The sequence below is a fragment of the Lysinibacillus sp. NPDC048646 genome (assembly GCF_050272295.1).
Lineage (GTDB): Bacteria > Bacillota > Bacilli > Bacillales_A > Planococcaceae > Lysinibacillus.
Map to the genome: position 1 here is coordinate 38,534 of NZ_JBNNLZ010000006.1, position 23,666 is coordinate 62,199.

The window sequence follows — 23,666 nt, forward strand, 5'->3', positions numbered from 1 at the left end:
AAGCATCTTTAAAATAATGGAGGTATAAAATGAAAGTCATTATAAGTCCGGATTCCTATAAAGGCACTTTATCTGCAATAGAAGTTGCGAATGCGATGCAAGCAGGCATTCTTGACGTTAATCAATCGATTGAAACAGTCATTCTACCCGTAGCAGATGGTGGGGAAGGTACGCTAGCTTCTCTCGTTACCGCAACGGAAGGACGGTATATTGCGGAATATGTGGTTGATCCATTAGGAAGAATGATTGAAGCTCAGTATGGTGTGCTTGGTGATCATAAAACATGTGTAATTGAGATGGCACAGGCCTCCGGTATTATGCTGTTGCAGGACAGTGAGAAAAATCCTGAACTAGCCACAACTTTTGGAACAGGTCAATTAATAAAGGCTGCTCTTGATGAAGGATTTAGACAGTTTATTATCTGCATTGGCGGCAGTGCAACGAATGATGCGGGTATTGGGATGTTAAAGGCGCTCGGACTGCAATTGAAGAAAGAAGATGGTACACCAATTGCTGATGGGGTATCTGCGTTATTAGATTTAAAGTCAATTGATGCAAGTCACTTGGATGCGCGTTTGGCTGATGCAAATTTTGTTATTGCATGTGATGTAGATAATCCATTGATTGGTGAGCATGGGGCTACGGCAGTTTTTGGTCCACAAAAAGGGGTAAAGAAACAACAAATTAGCTATTACGATAGTTGTTTAAAGCATTTTGCTGACATTGTTGAAAAACAGTATCAGATTCGTTTACATGATTATAAGGGGGCAGGTGCAGCTGGGGGACTAGGTGGTGCATTAATAGCTTTTTTACATGGTACTTTTCATGCAGGAATTGATATTGTCATAGATGCTGTGCAGTTAAAAAGGCATTTAGTAGACGCACACTTTGTTATAACAGGTGAAGGTAAATCCGATCGCCAAACATTACATGGAAAGGCGCCATTCGGAGTGGCGAATGTTGCAAAAGCAACAGGTGTGCAGACAGTTTTATTGTCGGGAACTATTGAAGAAAACGATAGAGTGGCATTGCATGAGCATTTCGCTATAGTCGAATCTTTAGTCGATAATAGCATTACTGTGCAGCAAGCAATGCAAGAGCCGTATCACTTCATTCGCATGAAAACAAAAAAGATATTTGAACATTACTCACAAATGGAGGATGAGTAAATGTTGTTCAGCATTATTTTAATAGGGGACATCACTATAAGGGCTTGTAACAATTATTGTCACGATGATTTTATGGTGGATATTTAGTTTAATAAGGAAAGAGAGCTGCCTTCAGTGCCGTTGATTGCCGTTTCGGCGGACGCTTTCCTGGTGGCGAATCTTGAGCCTCCTCGTCGCTAACGCTCCTGCGGGGTCTCAAGCTATTCGCTAGTCCTCCAAGGAGTAGCCGCCTACACGCCAATCAACTAATTTTATCGTTTTTCATTCTTTTGAGAAATGGAAAGGTTCAAAGACTTAGCGAAAAAGCGCTATAAAATTAAATCGAAGAATAGTGAGTTGAAAAATCCGCATGGCTACAATATAGCAAGGGTTTATTTGGCTTGGAAAACCAAGGGAGCTACAACAATATTTGCGGTGAATTTGAAACCTATCTTGAAGCTAGTAAATGAAAAATAAGGGGGATACCAAAAAGAAAACCGGCACTTTTTGTATAATAGAATGATAGAAGGGAAGTTAGTAGATGAAAAAATTTATTTTAGGGTTATTTTGTATTCTATTATTATCTGGTTGTACGATGCCGGTGGAAACGGAGAAAAAACCAGTAATAGCAGGACATGAAATGCGGGTGCATTTTATTGATGTGGGTCAGGGAGACTCGATTTTTATTGAATCACCAAATGGCAAAACAATGCTTGTTGACGGGGGTGTCAAGGGTGCTGGTCCGCAGGTTGTTTCGTATTTAAAGGAGCAGGGAGTGAAAAAACTCGATATTGTGGTGGCGACACATCCAGATGCTGACCATATTGGTGGATTGATCCCTGTGTTGAATGCGCTTGAAATTGAGCAATTTTACGATTCAGGCAAAATACATACATCACAAACGTTTGAAGAAATGCTAACGCTTATTGATACGAAAAATATTCCATATACTGTGCCGAAAACAGGCGACCATATTGCCCTTGATGAGAAAATAGCAATAAACGTGCTAAACGCCGATGAATCGGCATCAGATAATAACGATGCGTCCATTGTATTAAAACTTATTTATGGAGATATATCATTTTTATTGACGGGCGATGCGGGTGTCGCTTTAGAAAGGGAAATGCTAGCGCAGGCTGTTAAAGCGACAGTGTTAAAGGCAGGACACCATGGCTCCAATACGAGTAGCTCGCAAAGCTTTATTCAAGCAGTGCATCCAGCAGTAACTGTTTTGAGCTATGGCAAGGACAATAAATATGGGCACCCACATGATGAGGTTGTAGAGCGTTTACAAGGGATTGGTAGTAAAATTTATGCCACTGCTGAGACTGGGTCCGTTATCGTGTCAACAGATGGGGTAAACTATGATGTAAGTGCGAAAGAGTGGTCGGGAACAGTTGCCACAACATCGGCAACTCAAAATGGTGAAGTAGAATTGATTAGCAAAGATTTAGTAAATGAAATTGTAGCTATTCAAAATAGCGGTACAGAAGCGGTTGCACTGAAAGATTGGCAGCTCGTTTCAATTGAGGGCAACCAAATTTTTAATTTTCCTAATGTGACATTACAGCCTGGTAAGACAATTTATATAACAAGTGGTACTGATGCACGTGAGGGCCAAAATTATTTAAAATGGACGACGAGACAAATTTGGTTAAATGATGGAGATGCTGCACAATTACGTAATGCGAAAGGGGATATTGTTAGTGAGCTCGACTAAATACACTTTAGACCGAATTGAGGATGGTTATGCTATTTTTATAAAATATCCAGATGAATTAGAACAAGTTAGTATTTCGGTCGCTGCAATTGATAAGCCAATCCAAGCTGGTGACCGAGTGCTTATAGAGGAAATTGGTGACGCATTCCATATCGAAATTTTAAAAGAAGAAACAGTGCAAAAAAAGGCTGAAATTCAAAGTTTGATGGAAAGATTACGCAGAAAAAATAATCACCATGATAGTTGAAGAACTTTTCCTGCAAAGTACGAGATTCTATCAAGTTTGTCCTGCTACGATCAATCTCGTTAAAGCATTATGTTATGCGAGTAAAACACTACACTGTTTTACTCGCATTTTTTGTATTTAAAGATACAGTTTGAAAAGACAAAACATTTGATGGAACAGGAATGTGCACAAAATGCCATGCTAACAATTCTGAAAATATGCTAAAATAAGCGGTATGAATGCCTTTTGTTCAAGTAGAAAAGAAGCTAGGAGCTGACACAATGTCAATTAATACAATTATTTTCGATTTAGACGATACGTTATTATGGGACAAAAAATCTGTAAAAACAGCATTTGAAAAAACGTGCGAGTATGCAACAACAGTACATACGGTAAATCCAACTGACTTAGAAGAAGCCGTGCGTAAAGAAGCACGTGCGCTTTATGAAGGCTATGAAACATATGATTATACGGTGTTAATCGGCATTAACCCATTCGAAGGCCTTTGGGGAACATTTGATGATGCAACTGACTCTTTCCAAAAAATGAAAGGTATCGTGCCAGGTTATCGTACAGAGGCATGGACAAAGGGTCTAGCGGCTCTTGGTATCGACGATCCAAAGCTAGGAGCTGAACTAGGGGAACGTTTTGTAGCAGAGCGTAAAGTGTCACCTTTTTTATATGAAGATACTTTTGCAGTTTTAGATGAGCTGAAAGGAAAGTATCAACTCATCTTACTAACAAATGGTGCACCAAGCCTACAAAACTTAAAGCTAGAAATTACACCGGAAATCGCACCATACTTCGACCATGTCATTATTTCAGGCGACTTTGGTAAAGGTAAACCAGATGCATCTATCTTCGAGCATGTGATTGAGAAGGCTGGTATCACAGCGGACGAGGCAATAATGGTTGGTGATAACTTAAATACTGATATTTTAGGTTCCTCTCGTGTTGGCATGCGCAATGTTTGGATTAACCGTGAAAACGATGTGTTGAACGGTGTTGTGACACCGACTTATGAAGTTGAATCTTTATCAGCGTTATTAGAGCTTGTAAAAAAGCTATAACAAAATATTACAGAGAAATGTACTAATTCGAAAAGGGTTAGTACATTTTTTTTTAGAAAATTATTATAATATTTTAGATTTTTATCAAAATATGCCCGAGTGTAGTACGTCCGTTTCAATAAAAAGAATTGTCTGAAAAATAAATGTATACTACTATTGATAATAAAAGTAAACACTTTGAATCTAGTGATAATTTTGGATGTTTATATTATTCCATGTCCACGCTCTGCTTTTATTTGACTTAGAAAAAATGAACAAATGTTGTCGTTGTAAAGATAGAAAGGTAAGAACTATTTGAAACATAGCGATGATTATGCATGTTTATGGGGGTGTATAGGATGAAGGCAAACCGATTAGTGTTTGAAAATGCTATTGATATTAATCCACGCTCAGGCATCATAAAGTTCAATGGGAATCGGATGATTTTAAAATCAGCTGAGGCACTTGGGTTTTTTAGGCGTGATATTATTCAAACATTGAATATGGAGCGAGCAAAAGGTTTTTTGTTACGCTATGGTTGGGCATGCGGCTACAGTGCAGGTGGCTCTATTGAAAAGATGTACAATTGGAAAGAGTTAAAAGAGTTGATAAGGGCTGGCGCAGCTATCCATACTTTAGAGGGAGTTGTAAGTGTACAAATTGATGTATTGGAAATAAGTGACGATAAATTCGAAATGGAAGGTAAGTGGTTCCATTCTTATGAGGCTGAGGAGCATGTCCGACATTTTGGTTTTAGTGACGAAAGTGTATGCTGGACATTAATCGGTTATGTAGCGGGTTTTTTAGCAAAAACCTATCCTAAAGAGATTGTCGTTTTTGAAGAAAAGTGTCGTGGGAAATGCGATGATTATTGTAAGTTTGTTGTTCGTACGAAGGAACATGCCACACCAGAGCAATTGGATATACTACGATATTTTCAAGATACTTCCTTAGCGGACGAATTAGATGCCACGTATAATGAGTTAAAAACGCTGAATAATTCTATCGTACATTCTGATACCATTCATAAGCAAATGACCCATGCAATGCTAGAAGGATATACGTTAAATCAACTCTTACATCTGTTAAGTGATGCGATTCAATGCAGTGTAACAATAGAACGTAGATACTTAATGAAGCCAATAGGCTATTATTTTATGCATGAGGATGATGAGCGACTATATATAGAAGCAAGTCGTAAGAAAAAAGAGTTCCGACATGAATACGAGATAATGACCATGAAAAAACAACTTGGGACGTTAGTGATTCTTTGCCATAATAATTTAAAACGCGAACAGGAAATGATTATTGAACGCGCTGTGACGGTTTTCTCAATTTATTTATATACTCAAATACAGATTGCTCAATCACAGTGGAAAAGAAAATCTGATTTTCTAGATGAAGTCATGAGTCGACAATCTTCCACAGAAGCACTCATTAAAAAAGCTCGCAATATTTTTTATTTTGACCCAAGTAAAAACAATCGTGTCATTGTCATAACGTCTGAGCACGAAGAGCAGGAAACTTTGCATAGCTTTTTAATGACAGAGTATTTAAATGTAGAATGCTTTATAAAAAATCAAGAAGTCCTGCTTATTCTTGAAGATTGTGAGCGGAATATCGAGTATATGTCGGACTTTGTCAACATATTATCGAAACGATTAAAAGAGCGATTTAAACAATCTATATTCCAAATTGGTGTAGGGAAAAATGCTGAGAAGCTCGAAGAAATCGGAAACAGTTATAACGAGGCAAGACTAATTTGTAAATTTTTACAATATGCGGCACCACGACAGACCCAATCTGCTATTTATGAAAACTTTCAACATATCATGCTTTTTTTAAAAACGACAAACCCTAGAGAGCTTTTACAGTTTTATGAAGAGGTGTTAGGTCAGTTATTAACATATGATGAACAAAATCATGCATCACTGGTCCATACGTTAGAGGTCTTTTTAAACCATAGTGGAAATGTCAATAAAACAGCGAAGGCACTAAATTTATCTATTCCAGGTTTTCGATACCGGATGGAAAAAATTGAATCATTATTGCAAGAAGATATGCGTACAGGGGATGGACGTTTCCGATGTCAATTAGCTTTGAAAATCTATTATGCAATTAAAACACTAGAAAATAAAAAGTGAAAAAGTCAGCGAATTCGCTGGCTTTTTTCTGTTTTTTGCATATATTCCTTTCAAATTTTAAAGAAAACAAAGAGAATACTATACTTTTTGTTAATTATCTAAAAATTCTAAAAGTATTAAATTTAAATAGACATGTCAAACAAGAAAAAATAATTGAGGGGGGAAGAGAATGGTAGTTCAGCAAGTCACGAAGCCATTGACAGGGCAGGAATATTTAGAAAGTTTAAAGGATAATCGAGAGATTTGGTTACATGGTGAACGTGTAAAGGATGTCACGACACATCCAGCTTTTCGGAATTCTGCACGTTCGATTTCACGTTTATATGATGCCATGCATGACCCACAATACAAAGATATTTTAACTTGTGAAACAGATACAGGCAGTGGAGGTTATACACATAAGTATTTCCGTGCAGCACGTAGCGCGGATGATTTAATTCAAGGACGAGACGCTATTGTTGCTTGGGCCCGCCTTACATATGGGCAAATGGGGCGGACACCCGATTATAAAGCGTCATTCCTTGCGACCCTTGGAGGGAATCCTGAATACTATTCACCTTTTCAAGAAAATGCAAAGCGTTGGTACAAAGAGTCACAAGAACGCAATTGGTTCTTTAATCATGCAATTGTGAATCCACCTGTAGATCGTCATAAAGATGTTCATGAAGTTGGTGATGTTTTTATTCAAGTAGAACGTGAAACAGACGAAGGCTTAATCGTTAGTGGTTCAAAAATGGTCGCTACAGGTTCTGCTATCACCAATTACAATTTTGTTGGAACGTATGGTCTACCGATTAAAGATAAAAAGTTTGCTGTTGTTTTTATCGCACCTATGGATGCACCCGGCGTAAAGCTAATAAGCCGTGCATCCTATGAAATGACGTCTGCAGTTATGGGCACTCCATTTGATTATCCGCTAAGTAGCCGCTTTGATGAAAATGATGCAGTACTTGTCTTCGAGCAAGCACTGATTCCGTGGGAAAATATTTTAATTTATGAAGATATGCAAAAGACAACTTCATTCTTTGTAGAAAGCGGTTTCATTAATCGATTTACTTTCCAAGGTGTTACACGCTTAGCAGTAAAATTAGATTTTATTATTGGTGTATTGCTGAAGGCATTAAAGACAGCGGGCACGGATCAATTTCGCGGTGTACAGGTGCATATCGGGGAAATTATCGCTTGGCGTCATATGTTCTGGTCATTAAGTGATGCGATGGCATTGAATCCTGAGAAAAAAGAAAATGGCATCGTTATTCCGAATTTAAGTGGTGGATTAGCCTATCGCGTATTTTTGCAGGAAGGCTGGCCGAAGATTAAAGGCATTATTCAACAGATTGTAGCAGGCAACTTAATCGTACAGCCATCTAGTGCAAGAGATTTCTTAAATGAGGAATTCCGTCCGACATTAGATAAGCTCTACCGTGGTTCAAATGGAATCGAGGCACTCGAAAAAATTAAAACAATAAAACTTTTGTGGGATGCGATTGGCACTGAATTTGGTGGTCGTAGTGAATTATATGAACGTAATTATGCAGGAAATCATGAAGATATTCGCTTACAAACATTGTTTGGTGCACAAGGAAGCGGTAAAACAGATGAGTTTATAGCGTTTGCTGAGCAATGTATGGCAGATTACGATTTAACAGGTTGGACAGACCCAACTTGGGTTAATCCAGACGATGTGAATTATTTCACAAATAAATAATACAAACAATTAGGGGGAATATTTGATGTCAAATTTTGATGTAGCACAATTAGCGCATGTGGAACTTTTTACACCAAAGCCAGAGGAATCCTTAAAGTTTTTCACCGATTATATGGGGCTTCAAATTACAGCACGTGAAGGGCAATCCGTATATTTACGAGGTTATGAGGATTTCTATCATCACACATTAAAGCTTACAGAAGGTAAAGAAGCGGGTCTTGGCCATTCCGCATGGCGTGCAAGTTCACCAGAGGCGTTGGAGCGTCGGGTCGCATCTTTAGAAAAGAGTGGCTTCGGAAAAGGCTGGATCGATGGCGATTTAGGTCATGGGCGTGCCTATCAATTTGTCACACCAGATGGTCACAATCAAGAAATTTTATGGGAAGTGGATTATTTCCAACCAGCAGAAGATCAAAAAACATTATTAAAAAGCCGTCCACAAAAACGTCCATTAACGGGAGTTCCTGCACGTCGTTTAGACCACATCAATTTAATGTGTAGAGACGTAGCAAAAAACCGCGAGTTTATGTCTGAGCATTTAGGCTTCAAGTTACGTGAACAAATTGTTTTGAACAATAACGAAGAAATTGGTGCCTGGATGAGTGTTAGTCCACTTGTACATGAGGTAGCGTTAATGAACGATCAAACGGGCAATAGTGGCCGCTTCCATCATATTGCATTTTGGTATGGCTATCCGCAGCACTTAATGGATACAGCAGATATTTTTGTGGAAAATGGTATTCAAATTGAAGCAGGGCCAGGTAAACATGGTGTGAGTCAAGCGTACTTCATGTATGTAATGGAGCCTGGTGGAAACCGAGTTGAATTATTTGGTGATTCAGGCTATCTAATTTTTGATCCTGACTGGAAGCCGATTACATGGCGTGAGGATGAGCTTGACGAAGCAATTATTTGGTATGGCTCACCACTACCGAATGAATATTTCTTATACGGTACACCTGATCGAGCTGTAAAAGTGCCTGTGAAATAGTGTAACGATTGTAGCAAAATCAATTAATAAGATGAAAGTTTCTACAATGCTGTCTGAAATACGTTTTCAGAGTATTTGAGACAGCTTTCTCCCGCATTAACGGTCAGTAAAACGCCCACCTCAAGTGGAAAGATGAGAACGAGGTTTACTAGGTGGTCGATCAACTGACCGTAAAAGCCCGATTGGTTCAACTAACAATCAGTGGGGGATGAAGAAAACCCCCACTGATTGAAGTTTCACTTTATATCATAAGGAGGTCATGTAATGGAGGATCGTCTATTCAGAAATGCGATGGGGAAATTTGCAACAGGTGTTACGGTAATTACCACAAATAGCAATGGTAATATTCATGGCATGACGGCAAATGCGTTCATGTCTGTTTCACTTGCTCCTAAATTAGTTGTCATCTCGGTTGGTGAGAAAGCTTCTATGCTGGAGCATATTCAGCAAAGTGGAACATTTACTGTCAATATTTTATCTGCACAACAGCAAGAACTATCCATGTTATTTGCCGGCCAAATCAAAGACAAACGTCATGTGAAGTTCGGGGATTTACAAGGTGCGCCGACGATCGAAGGTGCTATTGCACAGGTAAGCTGTGAGGTAGCAAGCATGTATATTGAAGGGGATCATACATTATTTATCGGTCGCGTGAAGAACGTTCATATAGAAGACGGTGAGCCATTACTATTCTTTAATGGACAATACGGTGCACTGGCAGTAGGGACAACATTGCAAATCTAGGAGGTAGGCTATGGATACACAACTATATGCAGAGAAATTACAGGAAGCGGAGGAAACGAAACGACCTATTGAGCCACTTACATCGACTGTGCCAGAAATAACTGTGGATGATGCTTATGCTATTCAACTCCATCAAATTGCTACAAAGCAACAAGCGGGTAAGAAAATTGTTGGTAAGAAAATTGGCTTAACGAGTAAGGCGATGCAGCAGCAATTTAATGTAACAGAGCCAGACTATGGTCATATTTTATCGGATATGGTGGAGGTTGATGGTGCAACAATCTCACTCAATCATTTCATTGAGCCAAAGTTGGAATTTGAAATTGCGTTTGTCTTAAAGAAGGACTTATTAGGACCAAATATTACAGTTGAGGATGTTATTGAGGCGACAGATTATATTGTCCCTGCACTAGAAGTGATTGATAGTCGCATAGCCGATTGGAAAATTCGTTTTGAAGATACGGTTGCAGATAATGGTTCCTCTGCCATGGTGATTATTGGTGGAACGCCTACGAAATTAGCAAATGTCAATTTACCGCATATTGGCATGAATGTTTATCGTAATGGCGAATTGTTTGATAGTGCGGCTGCCGCTGCTGTAATGGGCAATCCATTACATGCAGTAGCGTGGTTAGCCAATAAGCTTAGTAAATATCATATTGGTTTGCAGGCTGGTGAGTTTGTGTTGGCGGGAGCACTAACAGCTGCTGTAACAATTGAGGATGGAGATACGTTTACAGCAGAGTTTGCTCATCTCGGTGCTGTGTCCGCTACGTTTAGGCTGAAGGAGGAGAAATGAAGATGGCGAAATTGAAAGTTGCGATTTTAGGCTCCGGTAATATTGGTACGGATTTAATGTATAAAATCGAGCGCAGTGATTATTTAACCATGAGTGTCATGGTAGGAATTGACCCTGCTTCAGAAGGGATTCAACGTGCTAAGGATCGTGGTTATCCTACTATCACCAATGGAATCGATGGTTTAGTTACATGTCCGGAGCTCTTTGATATTGTGTTCGATGCGACAACTGCCAAGGCACATGCTATGCATAGTGAGAAGGTGCTTGCTCTTGGCAAAAAGATGGTCGATTTAACCCCAGCTGCTATTGGCCCATTTGTTGTGCCATGTGCCAATTTAGAAAAATATGCGACGATCGATAATGTCAATATGGTGACATGCGGTGGTCAAGCGACAATTCCAATTGTCTATGCCATTAATCAAGTCGCTAATGTTGAATATGCAGAAATAGTTGCAACAGTAGCAAGTAAAAGTGCAGGACCTGGCACACGCGCTAATATTGATGAATTTACACGAACAACCGCAAAAGCAATAGAGGAACTAGGAGGGGCGAAAAAGGGAAAAGCCATCATTATTTTAAATCCCGCTGAGCCACCTATTATAATGCGTGATACTGTGCATGTTTTAGTGAATGAAGGTAATAAGGAACAAGAAATTATTGAAGCTATTGAAGAGATTGTGCGGGCTGTCCAACAATATGTACCTGGATATCGCATGACAAGTGCCCCGATTTTTGATGGCAAGCAGGTAACTGTCTTTTTAGAAGTGGAAGGGGCAGGGGATTTCTTTCCTACGTATTCAGGAAATCTTGATATTATGACGGCAGCAGCGCTACAAGTAGGGAATGAAATTGCGAAGCAGCTACAAGAAACAGTAAAGTCAAACTAAACAGAGGTGAGTAATTTGACAAAACAACTAACAGTTTTAGATGTGACATTGCGGGATGGCAGTCATTCAATGCGCCATGCATTTACAGAGCAGCAAGTACGAGATGTAGCTCGAGGTTTAGGGAAAGCAAAGGTGAAGTACTTCGAAGTTTCACATGGGGATGGATTAGGTGGTTCTTCTTTACAATATGGCTTTTCGAAAGTGGATGAACTGAAGTTAATCGAAGCGGCGCGAGAAGAGTGTGGTGACTCGGCTATATCGATCTTAATTTTACCTGGTATTGGCATCAAGGAAGATTTGAAAAATGCAGTGAAGGCTGGGGCTAAAATGGCGCGTGTGGCAACTCATGTGACCGAGGCTAATGTTGCTGGTCAACATATTTACTTAAGTCGAGAGTTAGGGTTGAAAACAGTTGGCTTTTTAATGATGGCACATATGGCGCCAACGTCTGTCATAGTAGAACAGGCGAAATTATTTGAAAGCTACGGTGCTGAAATCATTTATGTGACGGACTCAGCAGGTGCCATGCTGCCTCATGAGGTCAAGGAACGAGTAGCTGCGCTAAAATCACATGTTTCCTGTGAAATTGGCTTCCATGCGCATAATAATTTATCACTTGCCATGGCAAATACGATGGCTGCGGTCGAAGCAGGTGCTACGTATGTGGACGGTAGTTTACGCTGTTTGGGTGCTGGCAGTGGTAATACACAAACGGAAGTAATGGTGGCTGTTTTTAATCGTCTTGGCTATGAAACGGGGATTGATCTATATCGCACAATAGATGTTGCCAATGACGTAGTTGCTCGATTTATGCCACGCCCACAGGAAATAACAGGCTCTAGTTTAATGATGGGCTACGCAGGTGTCTATTCAAGCTTTTTATTATTTACGCAGGAAGCAGCGAAAAAATATAACGTAGAGGAACGTGAAATTTTAGTGGAGCTTGGCAAAATGAAAGCAGTAGGTGGGCAAGAGGATTTGATCGCAGAAATTGCTCGTGATATTGCTAGTAGAGATGGAGGGAACGAGCGATGATGAAAACCGATACGCTGGACCAAATTGCGTATGAGTTGTATCAAGCAGAGCGGGATGTATATGAGGTCACAAAGTTTGTCGATCAATATCCAACGTTAACAGTGGAAACAGCCTACGATATTCAAGATAAATTAATTGACTTAAAGTGTAAGCAAGAGCAAACAGAAATTTCAGGAATAAAGCTAGGCTTAACGAGTAAGGCTAAACAGCAGATGATGGGTGTGCATGAGCCTTCCTACGGTGTACTATTGGCGAACATGGCATTAGACGCACAACAGCCAATCTCATTAAAATCCTTCATTCATCCAAAAATTGAGCCAGAGATTGCCTTTGTATTTAAGCAGGATTTACTTGGTCCAGTAGTAACTGTTGCGCAGGTGCTGGCAGCAACTGAGTATATTGCACCTGCAATGGAAATTATCGATAGTCGCTATTTGAATTTCAATTTTACTTTACCGGATGTGATTGCTGATAACTCTTCTTCCTCGCGTTACATAGTGAGTTCGCAAAAATATGCGGTAAATGAAGTGGATCTTGTGAATATGGGCTGTATTTTCACGCAAAATGATGAAATATTTGCGACGAGTACAGCTGGTTCGGTTATGGGGCATCCAGCACGTGCCATTGCGTGGATGGCAAATAAATTAATCGCCCGTGGACAACACATTCAAGCGGGGGATGTAGTGCTAAGTGGCGCGTTAACAGGCTCTGCAACAATGCGTGCAGGAGACAGCTTTACTGTAAGCTTTGACGGAATGGAATCATTATCAGTTCAAGTAGAGCCATAGATAAGGAGGAAGTCGAGATGCCATTTATCCAAGTAACGTTCATTGAAGGCCGTACATCTGAACAAAAGGAACGGTTAATTGAAGAAGTAAGTAAAACAGTTTCATCGGTCTTAGAGGCACCACTTGAGACGGTTCGTGTGTGCTTAAATGAAATCCCAAGTTCACATTGGGGAATTGCAGGAAGGTCCATACAACGTCGACAAAATGAAGAATAAGGAGTGGTCTATCATGGGGAATACACAAACGAAATTGAGGGAAGTAAAGCTATTTATAAATGGGGAATATGTAGAATCTTCTTCTCAAACAATGTTCGAGGTGAAAAATCCTGCAACTCAGGAAATAATTGCAAAGGTTCATGAAGCAAGCTTTGAAGATGTAGATCGTGCGTGTGAAGCAGCGCGGCAAGCTTTCGAAGGAGGACCCTGGCGTACAATGCCATTATCTGAGCGTTGTGCGAAAATTCGTCGAATGGCAGAGATTATCCTTGAACGCAAGGAAGAGTTAGCGCGCTTAGAGGCATTGGATGTAGGTAAACCCTATCAGGTAGCATTAGAACGGGAAATTCCTCGCGCCGCAGAAAATTTGAAATTTTTTGCTGACTTTATGGAACACCAAGGTGGCGAGGTATACCCAATGGATGATGCTTATTTAAATTACACGCGCTATGAGCCAGTTGGGGTTGCCGCATTAATTACACCATGGAATTTACCGTTTATGCTAACAACGTGGAAGCTTGGGCCATGTTTAGCTTCAGGGAACACAGCAATAATAAAACCGGCAGAAATTACACCATTAACTGTATCGTTACTTGGTGAAATTGCAAAGCAGGCGGGTATTCCCGACGGCGTTGTCAATGTTGTTCATGGTTTTGGGGTACAATCAGCCGGAGAATTTATGACGACACATCCTGAAGTCGATTTAATCTCCTTTACGGGAGAAACAACGACAGGGAAAGCGATTATGAAAAATGGTGCTGATTCGTTGAAAAAAGTTTCGTTTGAATTAGGCGGTAAGGCAGCAAATATAATTTTTGAAGATGCGAATTTAGACAAAGCCATCCCTGTATCGATTCAGGCAGCCTTTATGAATTCCGGTCAAGTTTGTCTAGCTGGGTCACGTATTTTAGTGCAACGTACCATTTTAGATGAATTCCTTACACGTTTTAAAGAAGCGGCTGCGGCATTAGTTGTTGGCGATCCCCAGGACTCCAAAACGAATATGGGACCAGTCGTAAGTGAAGCACATTATAATAAGGTGACCAGCTATTTAAGCATCGCTGAATATGAAAATTCTACACTTATTTACGGGGGCGAACGTCCTGAGTTACCCGTACATTTAAGTACAGGTTATTACTTGCAACCGACAATCTATTTACAAGAAAATCCACAAGCTCGCATTTGCCAAGAGGAAATTTTCGGTCCGATCGTTACGATTATCCCGTTTGATATAGAGGAAGAGGCACTTGCAATTGCAAACGGTACAGAGTACGGTTTAAATGCAGTAGTGTGGACAGAAAATTTACAGCGTGCACATCGCATTTCACATGGTGTACGTGCAGGTACAATTTGGGTAAACTGCTGGTTTGTGCGTGACTTACGTGCTCCGTTTGGAGGTTTCAAAAAGAGTGGAGTAGGACGTGAAGGCGGCCACCATAGCTTGGAATTTTTCACGGAAGCAAAAAATATTTGTATAGCATTGAAGTGAGAGGCAAACATTCACTTCGGTAGGTGTATCTCAGAAGACTTTCTGGGATACTTTTTTTTATGGCATAACAAAAATGCCATCCAATAAATTATTGTTATTGGACAGCATCAGTTATTCAAGAATGTACATTAAACGAAATGTATAGAAAAGTAAAACCAAGTCCAATACATAGTTGGACGATCGTACTTGCAATTAGATGTAGAAAAAAGCTTATCTACCTGATGAATAATACCGTACATGCGTCAATTATTTTTAGCTTATTTACTCTGTACTCTGCCATGCAAATTTACTATAGAAAAAAAGCTGGTGAATGGTCGTAGGCAAGGTTACGTGCAGTTCGCCGTAGCCAAGCGAGTTCTGCACCTTCTTTAATTGTTTGTTCATATTTGAAGTTTTAAGCAAAAATAAAAAGCAGAGAGTACTAAACTCTCTGCTGAAATAATTAAAATTAATTATAGGTTAATCGCTTTTACTTCGTCGATGTTTTCAAGTTGTGAAACGAATGTTAAATCTTCTTCTGTAACAACATTATCGACTGTTAGCATCATAACAGCTGTTCCGCCAACTTGTGCACGACCAACTTGCATGGTTGCGATGTTGATGTCTTTTTCAGCAAGCTTTGTTGCTACGCGACCAATTGCGCCTGGTTTGTCTGTGTTTTTAATATATAGAAGATGACCTTGTGGTACAACGTCAACAACATAATCTTCTACTTTGACAATACGTGCGCCAAGACCGTTTAATAATGTACCAGCAACTGTATGTGTTTCATTTGCTGTTTTTACTTCAATTGTAATTAAGCTAGTGAAGCCTTTAGCAGTTGTTGTTTTGTGTTCGTTAATTTTCATGCCGATACGTTCAGATAGGTAACGAGCATTTACGTCATTTACATGATTACCATGATTTTTAGAAAGTAGACCTTTTAATGCGTTTGATGTTAATGGACGCACATCATAGTTCGCTACTTCACCAGCATATGATAAGTTAATTTCTTTAACTGGTTCAGCCGTTATTTGAGATAAGAATGAACCAAGTTTTTCTGCTAATTCGAAGAAAGGTTCAACCTGTGCAAGTAGTTCTTTCGGAATTGAAGGCATGTTTACTGGGTTTGTTACAGTACCTGTTTTATAGAATTTAATGATGTCATTTGATACGTCAACTGCTACAGACTCTTGTGCTTCAATCGTTGATGCACCTAAGTGAGGTGTTGCAATTACTTGTGGTAAAGTAAGCAGTTTATGATCTGTTGCTGGCTCAGAAACGAATACGTCAAGCGCTGCACCTGCCACTTTACCTTCTACGATTGCATCATATAAATCGTCTTCGTTGATGATACCGCCACGTGCACAGTTAATGATGCGAACGCCATCTTTCATCATAGCGAATTTCTCTTTATTGATGAGATTACGTGTTTCAGGAAGTAATGGTGTGTGTACTGTAATGAAATCAGCAGCAGCACAAATTTCTTCAACAGTAGACTTTGTAACACCAAGCTCTTTTGCACGTTCATCTGTTAAGAATGGATCGTATGCCATAATATTCATACGTTGACCTTTAGCACGATAAGCTACTTCTACGCCGATACGACCGAAGCCGACAACACCTAATGTTTTGTTTTTAAGTTCAACACCAACGTAAGATTTGCGATCCCATTTTCCGTTTTTAAGAGTGTTGAACGCTTGTGGAATGTGACGAGCAAGAGAAGTCATCATCGCAATTGTGTGTTCAGCAGCAGAGTTTGTGTTACCATCTGGTGCATTGACAACAATAATACCGTGTTCAGTTGCAGCAGCAAGGTCGATGTTATCTACACCTACACCCGCACGACCGATTAATTTTAAATTCTTGGCCGCTTCGATGACTTCACGTGTCACAGTTGTTTGAGAACGTACTAGTAATACGTCTACATCACCAATCTTTGCGATTAATTCCTCTGGTGCAAGGCCTGTGTCGATAATAACATTTAAATCTAAATCTTTTTCTTGGCGTAGAGGGAAAATACCATCTTCACTTAGTGGATCAGCGATAAATACGTTAATAGTTTTTGTAGCAGTAGTCATTGTAATTAGCTCCTTTTAAATAAAATTGATAGTGGTGGTTTCTATATACGACAGTCTGAAATTTGCGAAATTGATACATCTTATAGCATGCAAACAATCTCCTTTCTTATTCGAAAACAATATAAAAGCCTTCCGCGCCTTACAAACACACCCATTGTGTCGTAAGGGGCGAAAGGCTGAAAAAACATTGGTTCGCGGTACCACCCTTAATTACTGCCGAAAATGTTTGACACTTTCTTGCAGTCTTAGCTATATGCGTAACGTGCATGTGACGGACAAGCTTACTTTGGATGTTCGGCTTATCTATTCAGGAGTGGAACTATATCGTAGAAATCACTGATTTACACCAACCATCAGCTCTCTTTGGATTTTCTTGCGACTAGCGTGTCTCCGTCGTTATATTTTTGTGTGATTAAATTTGATAACATCATAATCCCTATTGTTCACCTTTGTCAACAATATTTCTGAAAAAGATTAAAAAAATTCACTTCAAAAGTCTGAAAATTAACCAATCACGAACGATTTTTAGTCATTGAATTAAAATAGTTCGTCTTTTGGGAGAGGACAATGAAAGCGCTATCGAAATTTAGTAAGGCGGTTAGCATGGGCGTTTACCGACACTTGAATGATAAAAATAACATAGGGTTGAATTGGGATAAAATAGTTTATCTGAATAAAACTCACTTTCTTTTGGTTAGGAACGCGAACATTTTAATGTTGTCACACCTTTGTCATTTTTTCGAAATAAATAGGAGGGAAAGCAACGATAGGAGAAGAATGTATGTAAATAAAGTTAGATTTTTGGGGGTGTAACATGAAATACGATGTAGCAATTGTCGGTGCAGGGCTGGCGGGGCTAGTTGCCGCTTGTGAATTAGTGGATGCGAACAAAAAAGTGCTGTTAGTAGATCAAGAGCCTGAAAATTCAATGGGAGGTCAGGCTTTTTGGTCATTTGGTGGCGTATTTTTGGTGAATACGCCTGAGCAAAGAAGGCTTGGTATTAAGGATAGTAAGGAGCTTGCATGGCAGGATTGGTTAGGGACGGCTGGCTTCGACCGTTTGGAAGATGAAGATTCATGGGCAAAGAAATGGGCGAGGGCTTATGTCGATTTTGCTGCAGTTGAAAAATATGAATGGCTCAAGTCGTTGGGCATTAAATTTTTCCCTGTTGTTGGTTGGGCTGAACGGGGGGGCTCATTAGCAGGGGGGCATGGTAATTCGGTTCCTCGGTTTCATATTGTTTGGGGTACTGGACCCGGCATTGTAAAGCCTTTCGTTGAGAAGGTAAAAAAGGCGATGAAAGCAGGTCTTCTAGACTTTAAGCCAAGACATCGTGTAGATGAGTTTATACAACAGGATAATCGAATTACAGGCATTTGTGGTACAATATTGGCCGAAAGTTTTGCGCAGCGCGGAGAGAAGAGCTCCCGGCTTGGTATTGGTGAATTCTCGTATGAAGCAACTGCAGTTATTGTCGCGAGTGGTGGCATTGGTGCAAATATAGATTTAGTACGGAAAAATTGGCCAGAGCGTCTCGGCACACCTCCGAAAAATATGGTTTGTGGAGTGCCTGCATATGTAGATGGCCGAATGTTAGAGATTACCGAGCATGCAGGTGGACGCATCGTCAATCGTGACCGCATGTGGCATTATACAGAGGGCTTGAAAAATTGGGATCCTATTTGGCCAAATCATGGTATTCGTATTTTGCCAGGGCCTTCTTCTTTATGGTTTGATGCAGAGGGGAATCGCTTTGGGGCTCCGAATTTTCCAGGATTTGATACGTTAAGTACGTTAGAAGCTATTCAGAAGATAGGTTATGATTATTCGTGGTTTATATTGACAGAAAAAATTATAGAAAAAGAGTTTGCATTATCGGGATCTGAGCAAAATCCTGATTTAACAAATAAAAGTATTCGTGAAGTATTAAAACGTATATTGCCTGGCCCACCTAAGTCGATTCAAGCCTTCAAGAATCATGGTGAGGATTTTGTTATTGCCTACGATTTAAAGGAACTAGTCGATGGGATGAATAAGCTTGCCGGCAATGAGCTCCTCGATTTTATGAAAATAAAGGAGCAAATTTTAGCCAGAGACCGAGAAATGGACAATAAGTTCACGAAGGATTTACAGCTAACTGCCATTCAAGGTGCAAGAAATTATGTAGGAGATAAATTTATTCGTGTTGCGAAACCACATAAATTTTTAGATACCAATAATTGGCCTCTTATTGCAGTGAGGTTAAATATATTGACGCGTAAGACATTAGGCGGTTTACAGACGAATTTAGATGGTGCTGTAATCGGCATGGATGGTGAGCCTGTACCAGGATTATACGCAGCTGGAGAAGTCAGTGGCTTTGGTGGGGGCGGTGTGCATGGCTATCGCGCGTTAGAAGGTACATTTGTTGGGGGATGCCTATTTAGTGGCCGACAAGTTGGCCGATATTTAGCATCTGATAAATAAAAACTGTAATAGCAGGCGGTATCTTATCGCTCGGGTGAAAGTGAGTAACGCTCAGGTAAGCCAGTTTCCCGCTCGGGTGGAGATGATTACCGCTCAGGTGAGCCGAGTTATCGCTCAGGTGAAAGTGAGTAACGCTCAGGTGAGCCGAGTTATCGCTCGGGTGGAGAGGATTACCGCTCAGGTGAGCCGAGTTATCGCTCGGGTGAAAGTGAGTAACGCTCAGGTAAGCCGAGTTTTCGCTCGGGTGAAGGTGAGTAACGCTCAGGTAAGCCGGTTTCCCGCTCAGGTGAAGGTGAGTAACGCTCAGGTAAGCTAAGTTAAGTTATCGCTCAGGTAAGCCGAGCCCCGCCCCATTTCTCTCTTAAGGAGTAATTGAAAGTTCAATTGGATGCGTATGTCGCTCTAAATCTAATATAGAATACTTGTCACAAATGTTGTCATATACAGTGCAAAAAAGCATCTCCGCCAGGAAGATGCTTTTTCTTATTAATCATCAGACTGCACTCAGTGAGCAATTATTTTGTAGATGAAATCTTTGCAATCTGATCTTCAACTTGCTCTTTTGTCCATCCGTTTTCCTCAACGAAGAAGTTACGTTCAGCACGACGGCAATTGTCTGAACAGCTACGCATATAAAATGCTTCGTGTTTTTCTTCGCACAGCATTAATCTATGGCAATCAGGGTTAGCGCAGTTTGTATAGCGCTCTGTCGGCTCGCCCGTGAAGTAATCTTTTCCGACAACTACATGCTCTACCTGATTAATTGGTACACTGCGACGGCGATCAAAGACAAACATTTGCCCATCCCATAGCCGTCCTTTTACCTCAGAATCTTTCGCATAAGTTGCGATACCCCCATGTAATTGGCCGACACTTTCTCCATATCCTTCGCGTTTCAACCAGCCAGAAAACTTTTCACAACGAATACCACCTGTACAATAAGTTAATATTTTCTTGCCAGCAAAATCTTCCTTGTGTTCCTCCATCCAAGCAGGTAAATCACGGAAGTTCTCAATATCAGGGCGCACTGCTCCACGGAAATGCCCTAAGTCAAACTCATAATCATTGCGTGCATCAATAACAACTGTATTGTCCTCTTGTATACGTGTCATGAATTCCATTGGCGTTAAATAATCTCCTGTTATTTCTAACGGATTAATGTCATTTTCTAAGCCCAAATGTACAATTTCATGACGATGACGGACATGCATTTTTTTAAAGGTATGTCCTTCTGCTTCATCAATCTTCCACATAATATCGCTAAAACGAGCATCTGCTTTCATATGATTCATGTAGGCCGCTGTTTGCTCTACAGTACCAGAAACAGTGCCATTAATGCCTTCTATGCCAACTAAAATACGACCGAGCAGTCCGATTTCTTTGCATAAAGCTAAATGCTCTGCTGCAAATGCTACTGGGTCTTCGATTGCTATATATTTATAAAAAAGTAATACACGATAGTCCTTTTGAGTCACAACGATTTACCACCTTTAATCCATTATTCGTCATTAAATATAGCATAACAAGTGCTATTTTGCGTAGGGTAGAAGGATTTTTCAAAAAAAACACGAATAGTACATAGTGAATGACTATTCATATTCGGGGGTGTAGAACATGGGATTTACAACAATTACATTAGAAAAATTAGAGCGTCGCGCTACGTTAACGCTAAATCGACCGCAGGCCATGAATGCGATGGATGATGTAATGATGCGGGAATTAGCAGAATGTTTTGAAGCACTTCAACAAGAGCAAGAAATACAGGTTTTAGTTATTCGTGGTGAAGGGAAAGTCTTTTCCGCTGGTGGTGATATAAAGGCCATGGTAGACCCAAATAAGCCACTTGATATTAATGAAGCGATGGTATATTTAACACGGATTGTGAAGGCTTATTACCAACTGCCTATGCTTGTGATTGCGGCAGTTCATGGCGCATCGGCAGGTTTAGGTTTTAGCTTAGCGCTTGGAGCAGATATAGTTGTTGCATGCGAAAAAAGCAAACTTGCTATGAATTTTATTGGAATTGGGTTAATTCCTGATGGTGGTGGTCATTTCTTCATGAAGGAACGTGTCGGCAATGTGAAGGCAAAACAACTGATATGGGAAGGCAAAGTGCTATCAGCAAAGGAAGCCCAAGAAGCGAGCCTAATTGATTATGTTGCCCCAGAGGGTACTGTTTTTGCAATGGCTGACCAACTTGTAGGTAAAATGCTTGCGTCTCCAATTGTATCTATGATCACTACAAAAAAAATACTACATGCGCAAAATTTATCGCAATTGGAGCGTATTTTAGAGATGGAAGCAGAAGGGCAATCCGCTATGCGCAAAACAGTCGATCACCTTGAAGGAGTCCATGCGTTTGTGGAAAAAAGAATGCCTGTCTTTGTAGGCAAATAAATAGCAATTATGCCGTGGTATAATTGTATCTTTTACTAATGCTTCACTTTTAGTTTTAATGATAAATATTAAAAGGCACATAGCATTGTTTGCTACGTGCCTTTCCTTATTCCAATTTAAACATGGAATAAGATTAATTTACCAGATGCATTAACCAGTCGATGTGTTTTTTCAGCAACGCCTTTTTCTTCGATTTGCAGTTGACCGCTTATTTTTGCGGTTTCATCGTTTTCAAATGTCCACGTTTCATCAAATAATGTTTGCCCTGTTTTTTCAAAAGCTGTAAAACGGTAATTCTCCATACTCAACCCCACCCTTTATTTGAAGATATTTCTATTATACATAGAAGAATTATAAACTTCACGGTATAACTAGCGAATATTTTGATAATTTATAAAAAATGTGGAAATATTGTTATAAAAGTAAGAAGAAATATCATTGTATTCTTTTTCATCTAGCATGAATTATGATAAAATAGAACAAATATTCGCTTTTGGCAATATTCATAATAAGTTCTACTTAATTTGTACTTACATAATTGCGCCAAGGCGTAATTTATCTATTACTTGAGGTGATTGGATGACAGCAATTCGTTTTTTCCATATGGCAGATTTACATTTGGATAGCCCGTTTAAGGGTTTATTTGGTTTACCAGAGCAAAATCTAAAAAAAATACGTACAAGTACATTTGAGGCTTTCGAGAAAATTATTCATAAGGCAATCGATGAGAAGCCTGACTTTTTACTAATTGTTGGTGATCTCTATGATGGGGAACATCGCAGCTTACAAGCACAAAGACGTTTTCAAGAGGGGATGGAAGTACTATTTCAACACAACATACCGGTTATTTTAAGCTATGGTAATCACGATCACTTAAATGGCTCATGGACACGCTTCGTATTACCTAGCAATGTGTATGAATTACCAGCTGAAACGAGTGTTGTACAATTAAAAATACGTGGTCAACAGGTCAATATATATGGTTTTAGCTATGGTGAACGACATATAAAGGAATCGATGATTGACAGTTACCCCAATGCAAATGATCAACATGCTATTCATATCGGCATGTTGCATGGCAGTGAATCTAGTGATACAACACATGCTGTGTATGCCCCATTTAAAAAAGAACAACTTCTAGAAAAAAACTATCATTACTGGGCGCTTGGTCATATTCATAAGCGTCAGCTTTTACACAAAGAGCCGCCAATCGTATATCCAGGGAATATTCAAAGTCGCCATCGAAAGGAGCAAGGATTCAAGGGTTTTTATGATGTGACATTATCACAAGTTTCGGCTGAATTGACGTTTGTGCCAACTTCTGCAGTTGTCTATAACACAGTAGAGGTTGACTGTAATGGGGTTTTTCATGCAAATGAATTACTTGCAAAATGTGAGGCGGCACTAGCTCTAAATCGTCAAGAATACGGTGCATCTGTAGTAGAATTGCATTTGAAAAATGTTGATGAACAGGCAGAAGCCTTATTTGAACATGCTACGGTAGATGCTTGGCTTGAAACTATTCGAGAGGCAGCGGACGGTATCGAGCCGATGTGTTGGGTACAAAAACTTATGTATCATCGAAATACAACGCCTTATGAGCCGACTGCCGCTACTGAATCTGTGATAAATTTAATGGAGCAATGGGACCTTACAGCGTGGAAAGATATATTAAAGGATTTGTACCAGCATGCGGGTGGTGCACGGTTTGTCGAACCTCTAACTGAGCAAGATCTCGAACATTTAAAGTCTAACGCACAATCGTTATTAGCAGATGAAATTCAAAGGGCGTGAAAGAC

The 23,666-nt window shown here is 39.9% G+C and carries 20 protein-coding genes, 1 pseudogene and 1 other annotated feature; of the genes and pseudogenes, 18 read left to right on the forward strand and 3 right to left on the reverse strand.

Going from position 1 to position 23,666, the window contains the following annotated elements; translation table 11 throughout:
* The first annotated feature begins 29 nt into the window (after positions 1-29).
* From ACQKII_RS08985 to ACQKII_RS09055, 15 genes and pseudogenes are all read left to right on the forward strand, one after another.
* Positions 30-1,169, forward strand: a complete 1,140-nt coding sequence (locus ACQKII_RS08985; protein ID WP_427458431.1) for a glycerate kinase — start codon at positions 30-32, stop codon at positions 1,167-1,169.
* 273 nt (positions 1,170-1,442) lie between these two features.
* Positions 1,443-1,625, forward strand: a pseudogene (locus tag ACQKII_RS08990) (IS5/IS1182 family transposase); the annotation flags it as partial.
* Between the two features lie 64 nt (positions 1,626-1,689).
* Positions 1,690-2,868 (forward strand): MBL fold metallo-hydrolase, encoded by a 1,179-nt coding sequence (locus ACQKII_RS08995; protein ID WP_427458433.1) that lies wholly within the window; start codon positions 1,690-1,692, stop codon positions 2,866-2,868.
* Positions 2,855-3,115, forward strand: coding sequence for a DUF3006 domain-containing protein (locus ACQKII_RS09000; RefSeq protein WP_427458435.1), 261 nt, complete (start codon positions 2,855-2,857; stop codon positions 3,113-3,115). The genes ACQKII_RS08995 and ACQKII_RS09000 overlap by 14 nt, the downstream gene beginning before the upstream one ends.
* Positions 3,116-3,375: 260 nt before the next feature.
* Positions 3,376-4,164, forward strand: a complete 789-nt coding sequence (locus tag ACQKII_RS09005; protein ID WP_427458437.1) for an HAD family hydrolase — start codon at positions 3,376-3,378, stop codon at positions 4,162-4,164.
* A gap of 338 nt (positions 4,165-4,502) precedes the next feature.
* Positions 4,503-6,287 carry a XylR N-terminal domain-containing protein gene (locus tag ACQKII_RS09010; RefSeq protein WP_427458438.1) on the forward strand — a complete coding sequence of 595 codons (1,785 nt, stop codon included), beginning with the start codon at positions 4,503-4,505 and terminating at the stop codon, positions 6,285-6,287.
* A gap of 169 nt (positions 6,288-6,456) precedes the next feature.
* The gene (locus ACQKII_RS09015; RefSeq protein WP_427458439.1) at positions 6,457-7,995 is read left to right on the forward strand and encodes a 4-hydroxyphenylacetate 3-hydroxylase N-terminal domain-containing protein; all 1,539 of its coding nucleotides are present in this window, start codon (positions 6,457-6,459) and stop codon (positions 7,993-7,995) included.
* 25 nt (positions 7,996-8,020) lie between these two features.
* Complete coding sequence (locus tag ACQKII_RS09020; protein WP_427458440.1) at positions 8,021-8,986, forward strand: catechol 2,3-dioxygenase; 966 nt, start codon at positions 8,021-8,023, stop codon at positions 8,984-8,986.
* Positions 8,987-9,250: 264 nt separating this feature from the next.
* A complete protein-coding gene (locus ACQKII_RS09025; RefSeq protein WP_427458441.1) occupies positions 9,251-9,730 on the forward strand; it encodes a flavin reductase family protein in 480 nt (159 codons plus the stop codon).
* A 10-nt stretch (positions 9,731-9,740) separates the two neighbouring features.
* The gene (locus ACQKII_RS09030) at positions 9,741-10,529 is read left to right on the forward strand and encodes a 2-keto-4-pentenoate hydratase (protein ID WP_427458442.1); all 789 of its coding nucleotides are present in this window, start codon (positions 9,741-9,743) and stop codon (positions 10,527-10,529) included.
* A 2-nt stretch (positions 10,530-10,531) separates the two neighbouring features.
* Positions 10,532-11,416 carry an acetaldehyde dehydrogenase (acetylating) gene (locus tag ACQKII_RS09035; protein WP_427458443.1) on the forward strand — a complete coding sequence of 295 codons (885 nt, stop codon included), beginning with the start codon at positions 10,532-10,534 and terminating at the stop codon, positions 11,414-11,416.
* A 6-nt stretch (positions 11,417-11,422) separates the two neighbouring features.
* Entirely contained in the window at positions 11,423-12,451 is a 1,029-nt protein-coding gene (gene dmpG / locus ACQKII_RS09040; protein ID WP_427458444.1) for a 4-hydroxy-2-oxovalerate aldolase, read from the forward strand.
* Positions 12,448-13,239: a 2-keto-4-pentenoate hydratase gene (locus ACQKII_RS09045; RefSeq protein WP_427458445.1), complete on the forward strand. Its 792-nt coding sequence runs from the start codon at positions 12,448-12,450 to the stop codon at positions 13,237-13,239. Before dmpG ends, ACQKII_RS09045 begins: the two co-directional genes overlap by 4 nt.
* 17 nt (positions 13,240-13,256) lie before the next feature.
* Positions 13,257-13,454 carry a 4-oxalocrotonate tautomerase gene (locus ACQKII_RS09050; protein ID WP_427458446.1) on the forward strand — a complete coding sequence of 66 codons (198 nt, stop codon included), beginning with the start codon at positions 13,257-13,259 and terminating at the stop codon, positions 13,452-13,454.
* Positions 13,455-13,467: 13 nt separating this feature from the next.
* Positions 13,468-14,943, forward strand: coding sequence for an aldehyde dehydrogenase (locus ACQKII_RS09055; RefSeq protein WP_427458447.1), 1,476 nt, complete (start codon positions 13,468-13,470; stop codon positions 14,941-14,943).
* A 452-nt stretch (positions 14,944-15,395) separates the two neighbouring features.
* Here the strand turns inward: ACQKII_RS09055 and serA are convergent, their stop codons facing one another.
* Entirely contained in the window at positions 15,396-17,003 is a 1,608-nt protein-coding gene (serA, locus tag ACQKII_RS09060) for a phosphoglycerate dehydrogenase (protein WP_427458448.1), read from the reverse strand.
* Positions 17,004-17,164: 161 nt separating this feature from the next.
* Positions 17,165-17,409 (reverse strand) — a binding site (T-box leader).
* Between the two features lie 408 nt (positions 17,410-17,817).
* Here serA and ACQKII_RS09065 point away from each other — a divergent pair.
* Positions 17,818-19,470: an FAD-binding dehydrogenase gene (locus ACQKII_RS09065; RefSeq protein WP_427458449.1), complete on the forward strand. Its 1,653-nt coding sequence runs from the start codon at positions 17,818-17,820 to the stop codon at positions 19,468-19,470.
* Between the two features lie 515 nt (positions 19,471-19,985).
* Here ACQKII_RS09065 and ACQKII_RS09070 read toward each other — a convergent pair.
* On the reverse strand, positions 19,986-20,945 hold the full coding sequence (locus tag ACQKII_RS09070; protein ID WP_427458450.1) for a rhodanese-related sulfurtransferase: 960 nt from the start codon (positions 20,943-20,945) through the stop codon (positions 19,986-19,988).
* 139 nt (positions 20,946-21,084) lie between these two features.
* On the opposite strand from ACQKII_RS09070, the gene ACQKII_RS09075 reads away from it, so the two are divergent.
* Entirely contained in the window at positions 21,085-21,867 is a 783-nt protein-coding gene (locus ACQKII_RS09075) for an enoyl-CoA hydratase (RefSeq protein ID WP_427458451.1), read from the forward strand.
* A gap of 116 nt (positions 21,868-21,983) precedes the next feature.
* On the opposite strand, the gene ACQKII_RS09080 is transcribed toward ACQKII_RS09075, so the two are convergent.
* The gene (locus tag ACQKII_RS09080) at positions 21,984-22,169 is read right to left on the reverse strand and encodes a YhzD family protein (protein WP_427458453.1); all 186 of its coding nucleotides are present in this window, start codon (positions 22,167-22,169) and stop codon (positions 21,984-21,986) included.
* A 277-nt stretch (positions 22,170-22,446) separates the two neighbouring features.
* On the opposite strand from ACQKII_RS09080, the gene ACQKII_RS09085 reads away from it, so the two are divergent.
* Positions 22,447-23,661 (forward strand): metallophosphoesterase family protein, encoded by a 1,215-nt coding sequence (locus tag ACQKII_RS09085; RefSeq protein WP_427458455.1) that lies wholly within the window; start codon positions 22,447-22,449, stop codon positions 23,659-23,661.
* Positions 23,662-23,666: the final 5 nt, after the last annotated feature.

What these genes read in the sequence shown, in the direction of transcription:
- ACQKII_RS09055 (WP_427458447.1), top strand. Translation starts at nt 13,468, where the DNA reads ATGGGGAATACACAAACGAAATTGAGGGAAGTAAAGCTATTTATAAAT.
- serA (WP_427458448.1), bottom strand. Translation starts at nt 17,003, where the DNA reads ATGACTACTGCTACAAAAACTATTAACGTATTTATCGCTGATCCACTA.
- ACQKII_RS08985 (WP_427458431.1), top strand. Translation starts at nt 30, where the DNA reads ATGAAAGTCATTATAAGTCCGGATTCCTATAAAGGCACTTTATCTGCA.
- ACQKII_RS09020 (WP_427458440.1), top strand. Translation starts at nt 8,021, where the DNA reads ATGTCAAATTTTGATGTAGCACAATTAGCGCATGTGGAACTTTTTACA.
- ACQKII_RS09050 (WP_427458446.1), top strand. Translation starts at nt 13,257, where the DNA reads ATGCCATTTATCCAAGTAACGTTCATTGAAGGCCGTACATCTGAACAA.
- ACQKII_RS09065 (WP_427458449.1), top strand. Translation starts at nt 17,818, where the DNA reads ATGAAATACGATGTAGCAATTGTCGGTGCAGGGCTGGCGGGGCTAGTT.
- ACQKII_RS09005 (WP_427458437.1), top strand. Translation starts at nt 3,376, where the DNA reads ATGTCAATTAATACAATTATTTTCGATTTAGACGATACGTTATTATGG.
- ACQKII_RS09010 (WP_427458438.1), top strand. Translation starts at nt 4,503, where the DNA reads ATGAAGGCAAACCGATTAGTGTTTGAAAATGCTATTGATATTAATCCA.
- ACQKII_RS09025 (WP_427458441.1), top strand. Translation starts at nt 9,251, where the DNA reads ATGGAGGATCGTCTATTCAGAAATGCGATGGGGAAATTTGCAACAGGT.
- ACQKII_RS09075 (WP_427458451.1), top strand. Translation starts at nt 21,085, where the DNA reads ATGGGATTTACAACAATTACATTAGAAAAATTAGAGCGTCGCGCTACG.
- ACQKII_RS09035 (WP_427458443.1), top strand. Translation starts at nt 10,532, where the DNA reads ATGGCGAAATTGAAAGTTGCGATTTTAGGCTCCGGTAATATTGGTACG.
- ACQKII_RS09030 (WP_427458442.1), top strand. Translation starts at nt 9,741, where the DNA reads ATGGATACACAACTATATGCAGAGAAATTACAGGAAGCGGAGGAAACG.
- ACQKII_RS09080 (WP_427458453.1), bottom strand. Translation starts at nt 22,169, where the DNA reads ATGGAGAATTACCGTTTTACAGCTTTTGAAAAAACAGGGCAAACATTA.
- ACQKII_RS09015 (WP_427458439.1), top strand. Translation starts at nt 6,457, where the DNA reads ATGGTAGTTCAGCAAGTCACGAAGCCATTGACAGGGCAGGAATATTTA.
- ACQKII_RS09085 (WP_427458455.1), top strand. Translation starts at nt 22,447, where the DNA reads ATGACAGCAATTCGTTTTTTCCATATGGCAGATTTACATTTGGATAGC.
- ACQKII_RS08995 (WP_427458433.1), top strand. Translation starts at nt 1,690, where the DNA reads ATGAAAAAATTTATTTTAGGGTTATTTTGTATTCTATTATTATCTGGT.
- ACQKII_RS09045 (WP_427458445.1), top strand. Translation starts at nt 12,448, where the DNA reads ATGATGAAAACCGATACGCTGGACCAAATTGCGTATGAGTTGTATCAA.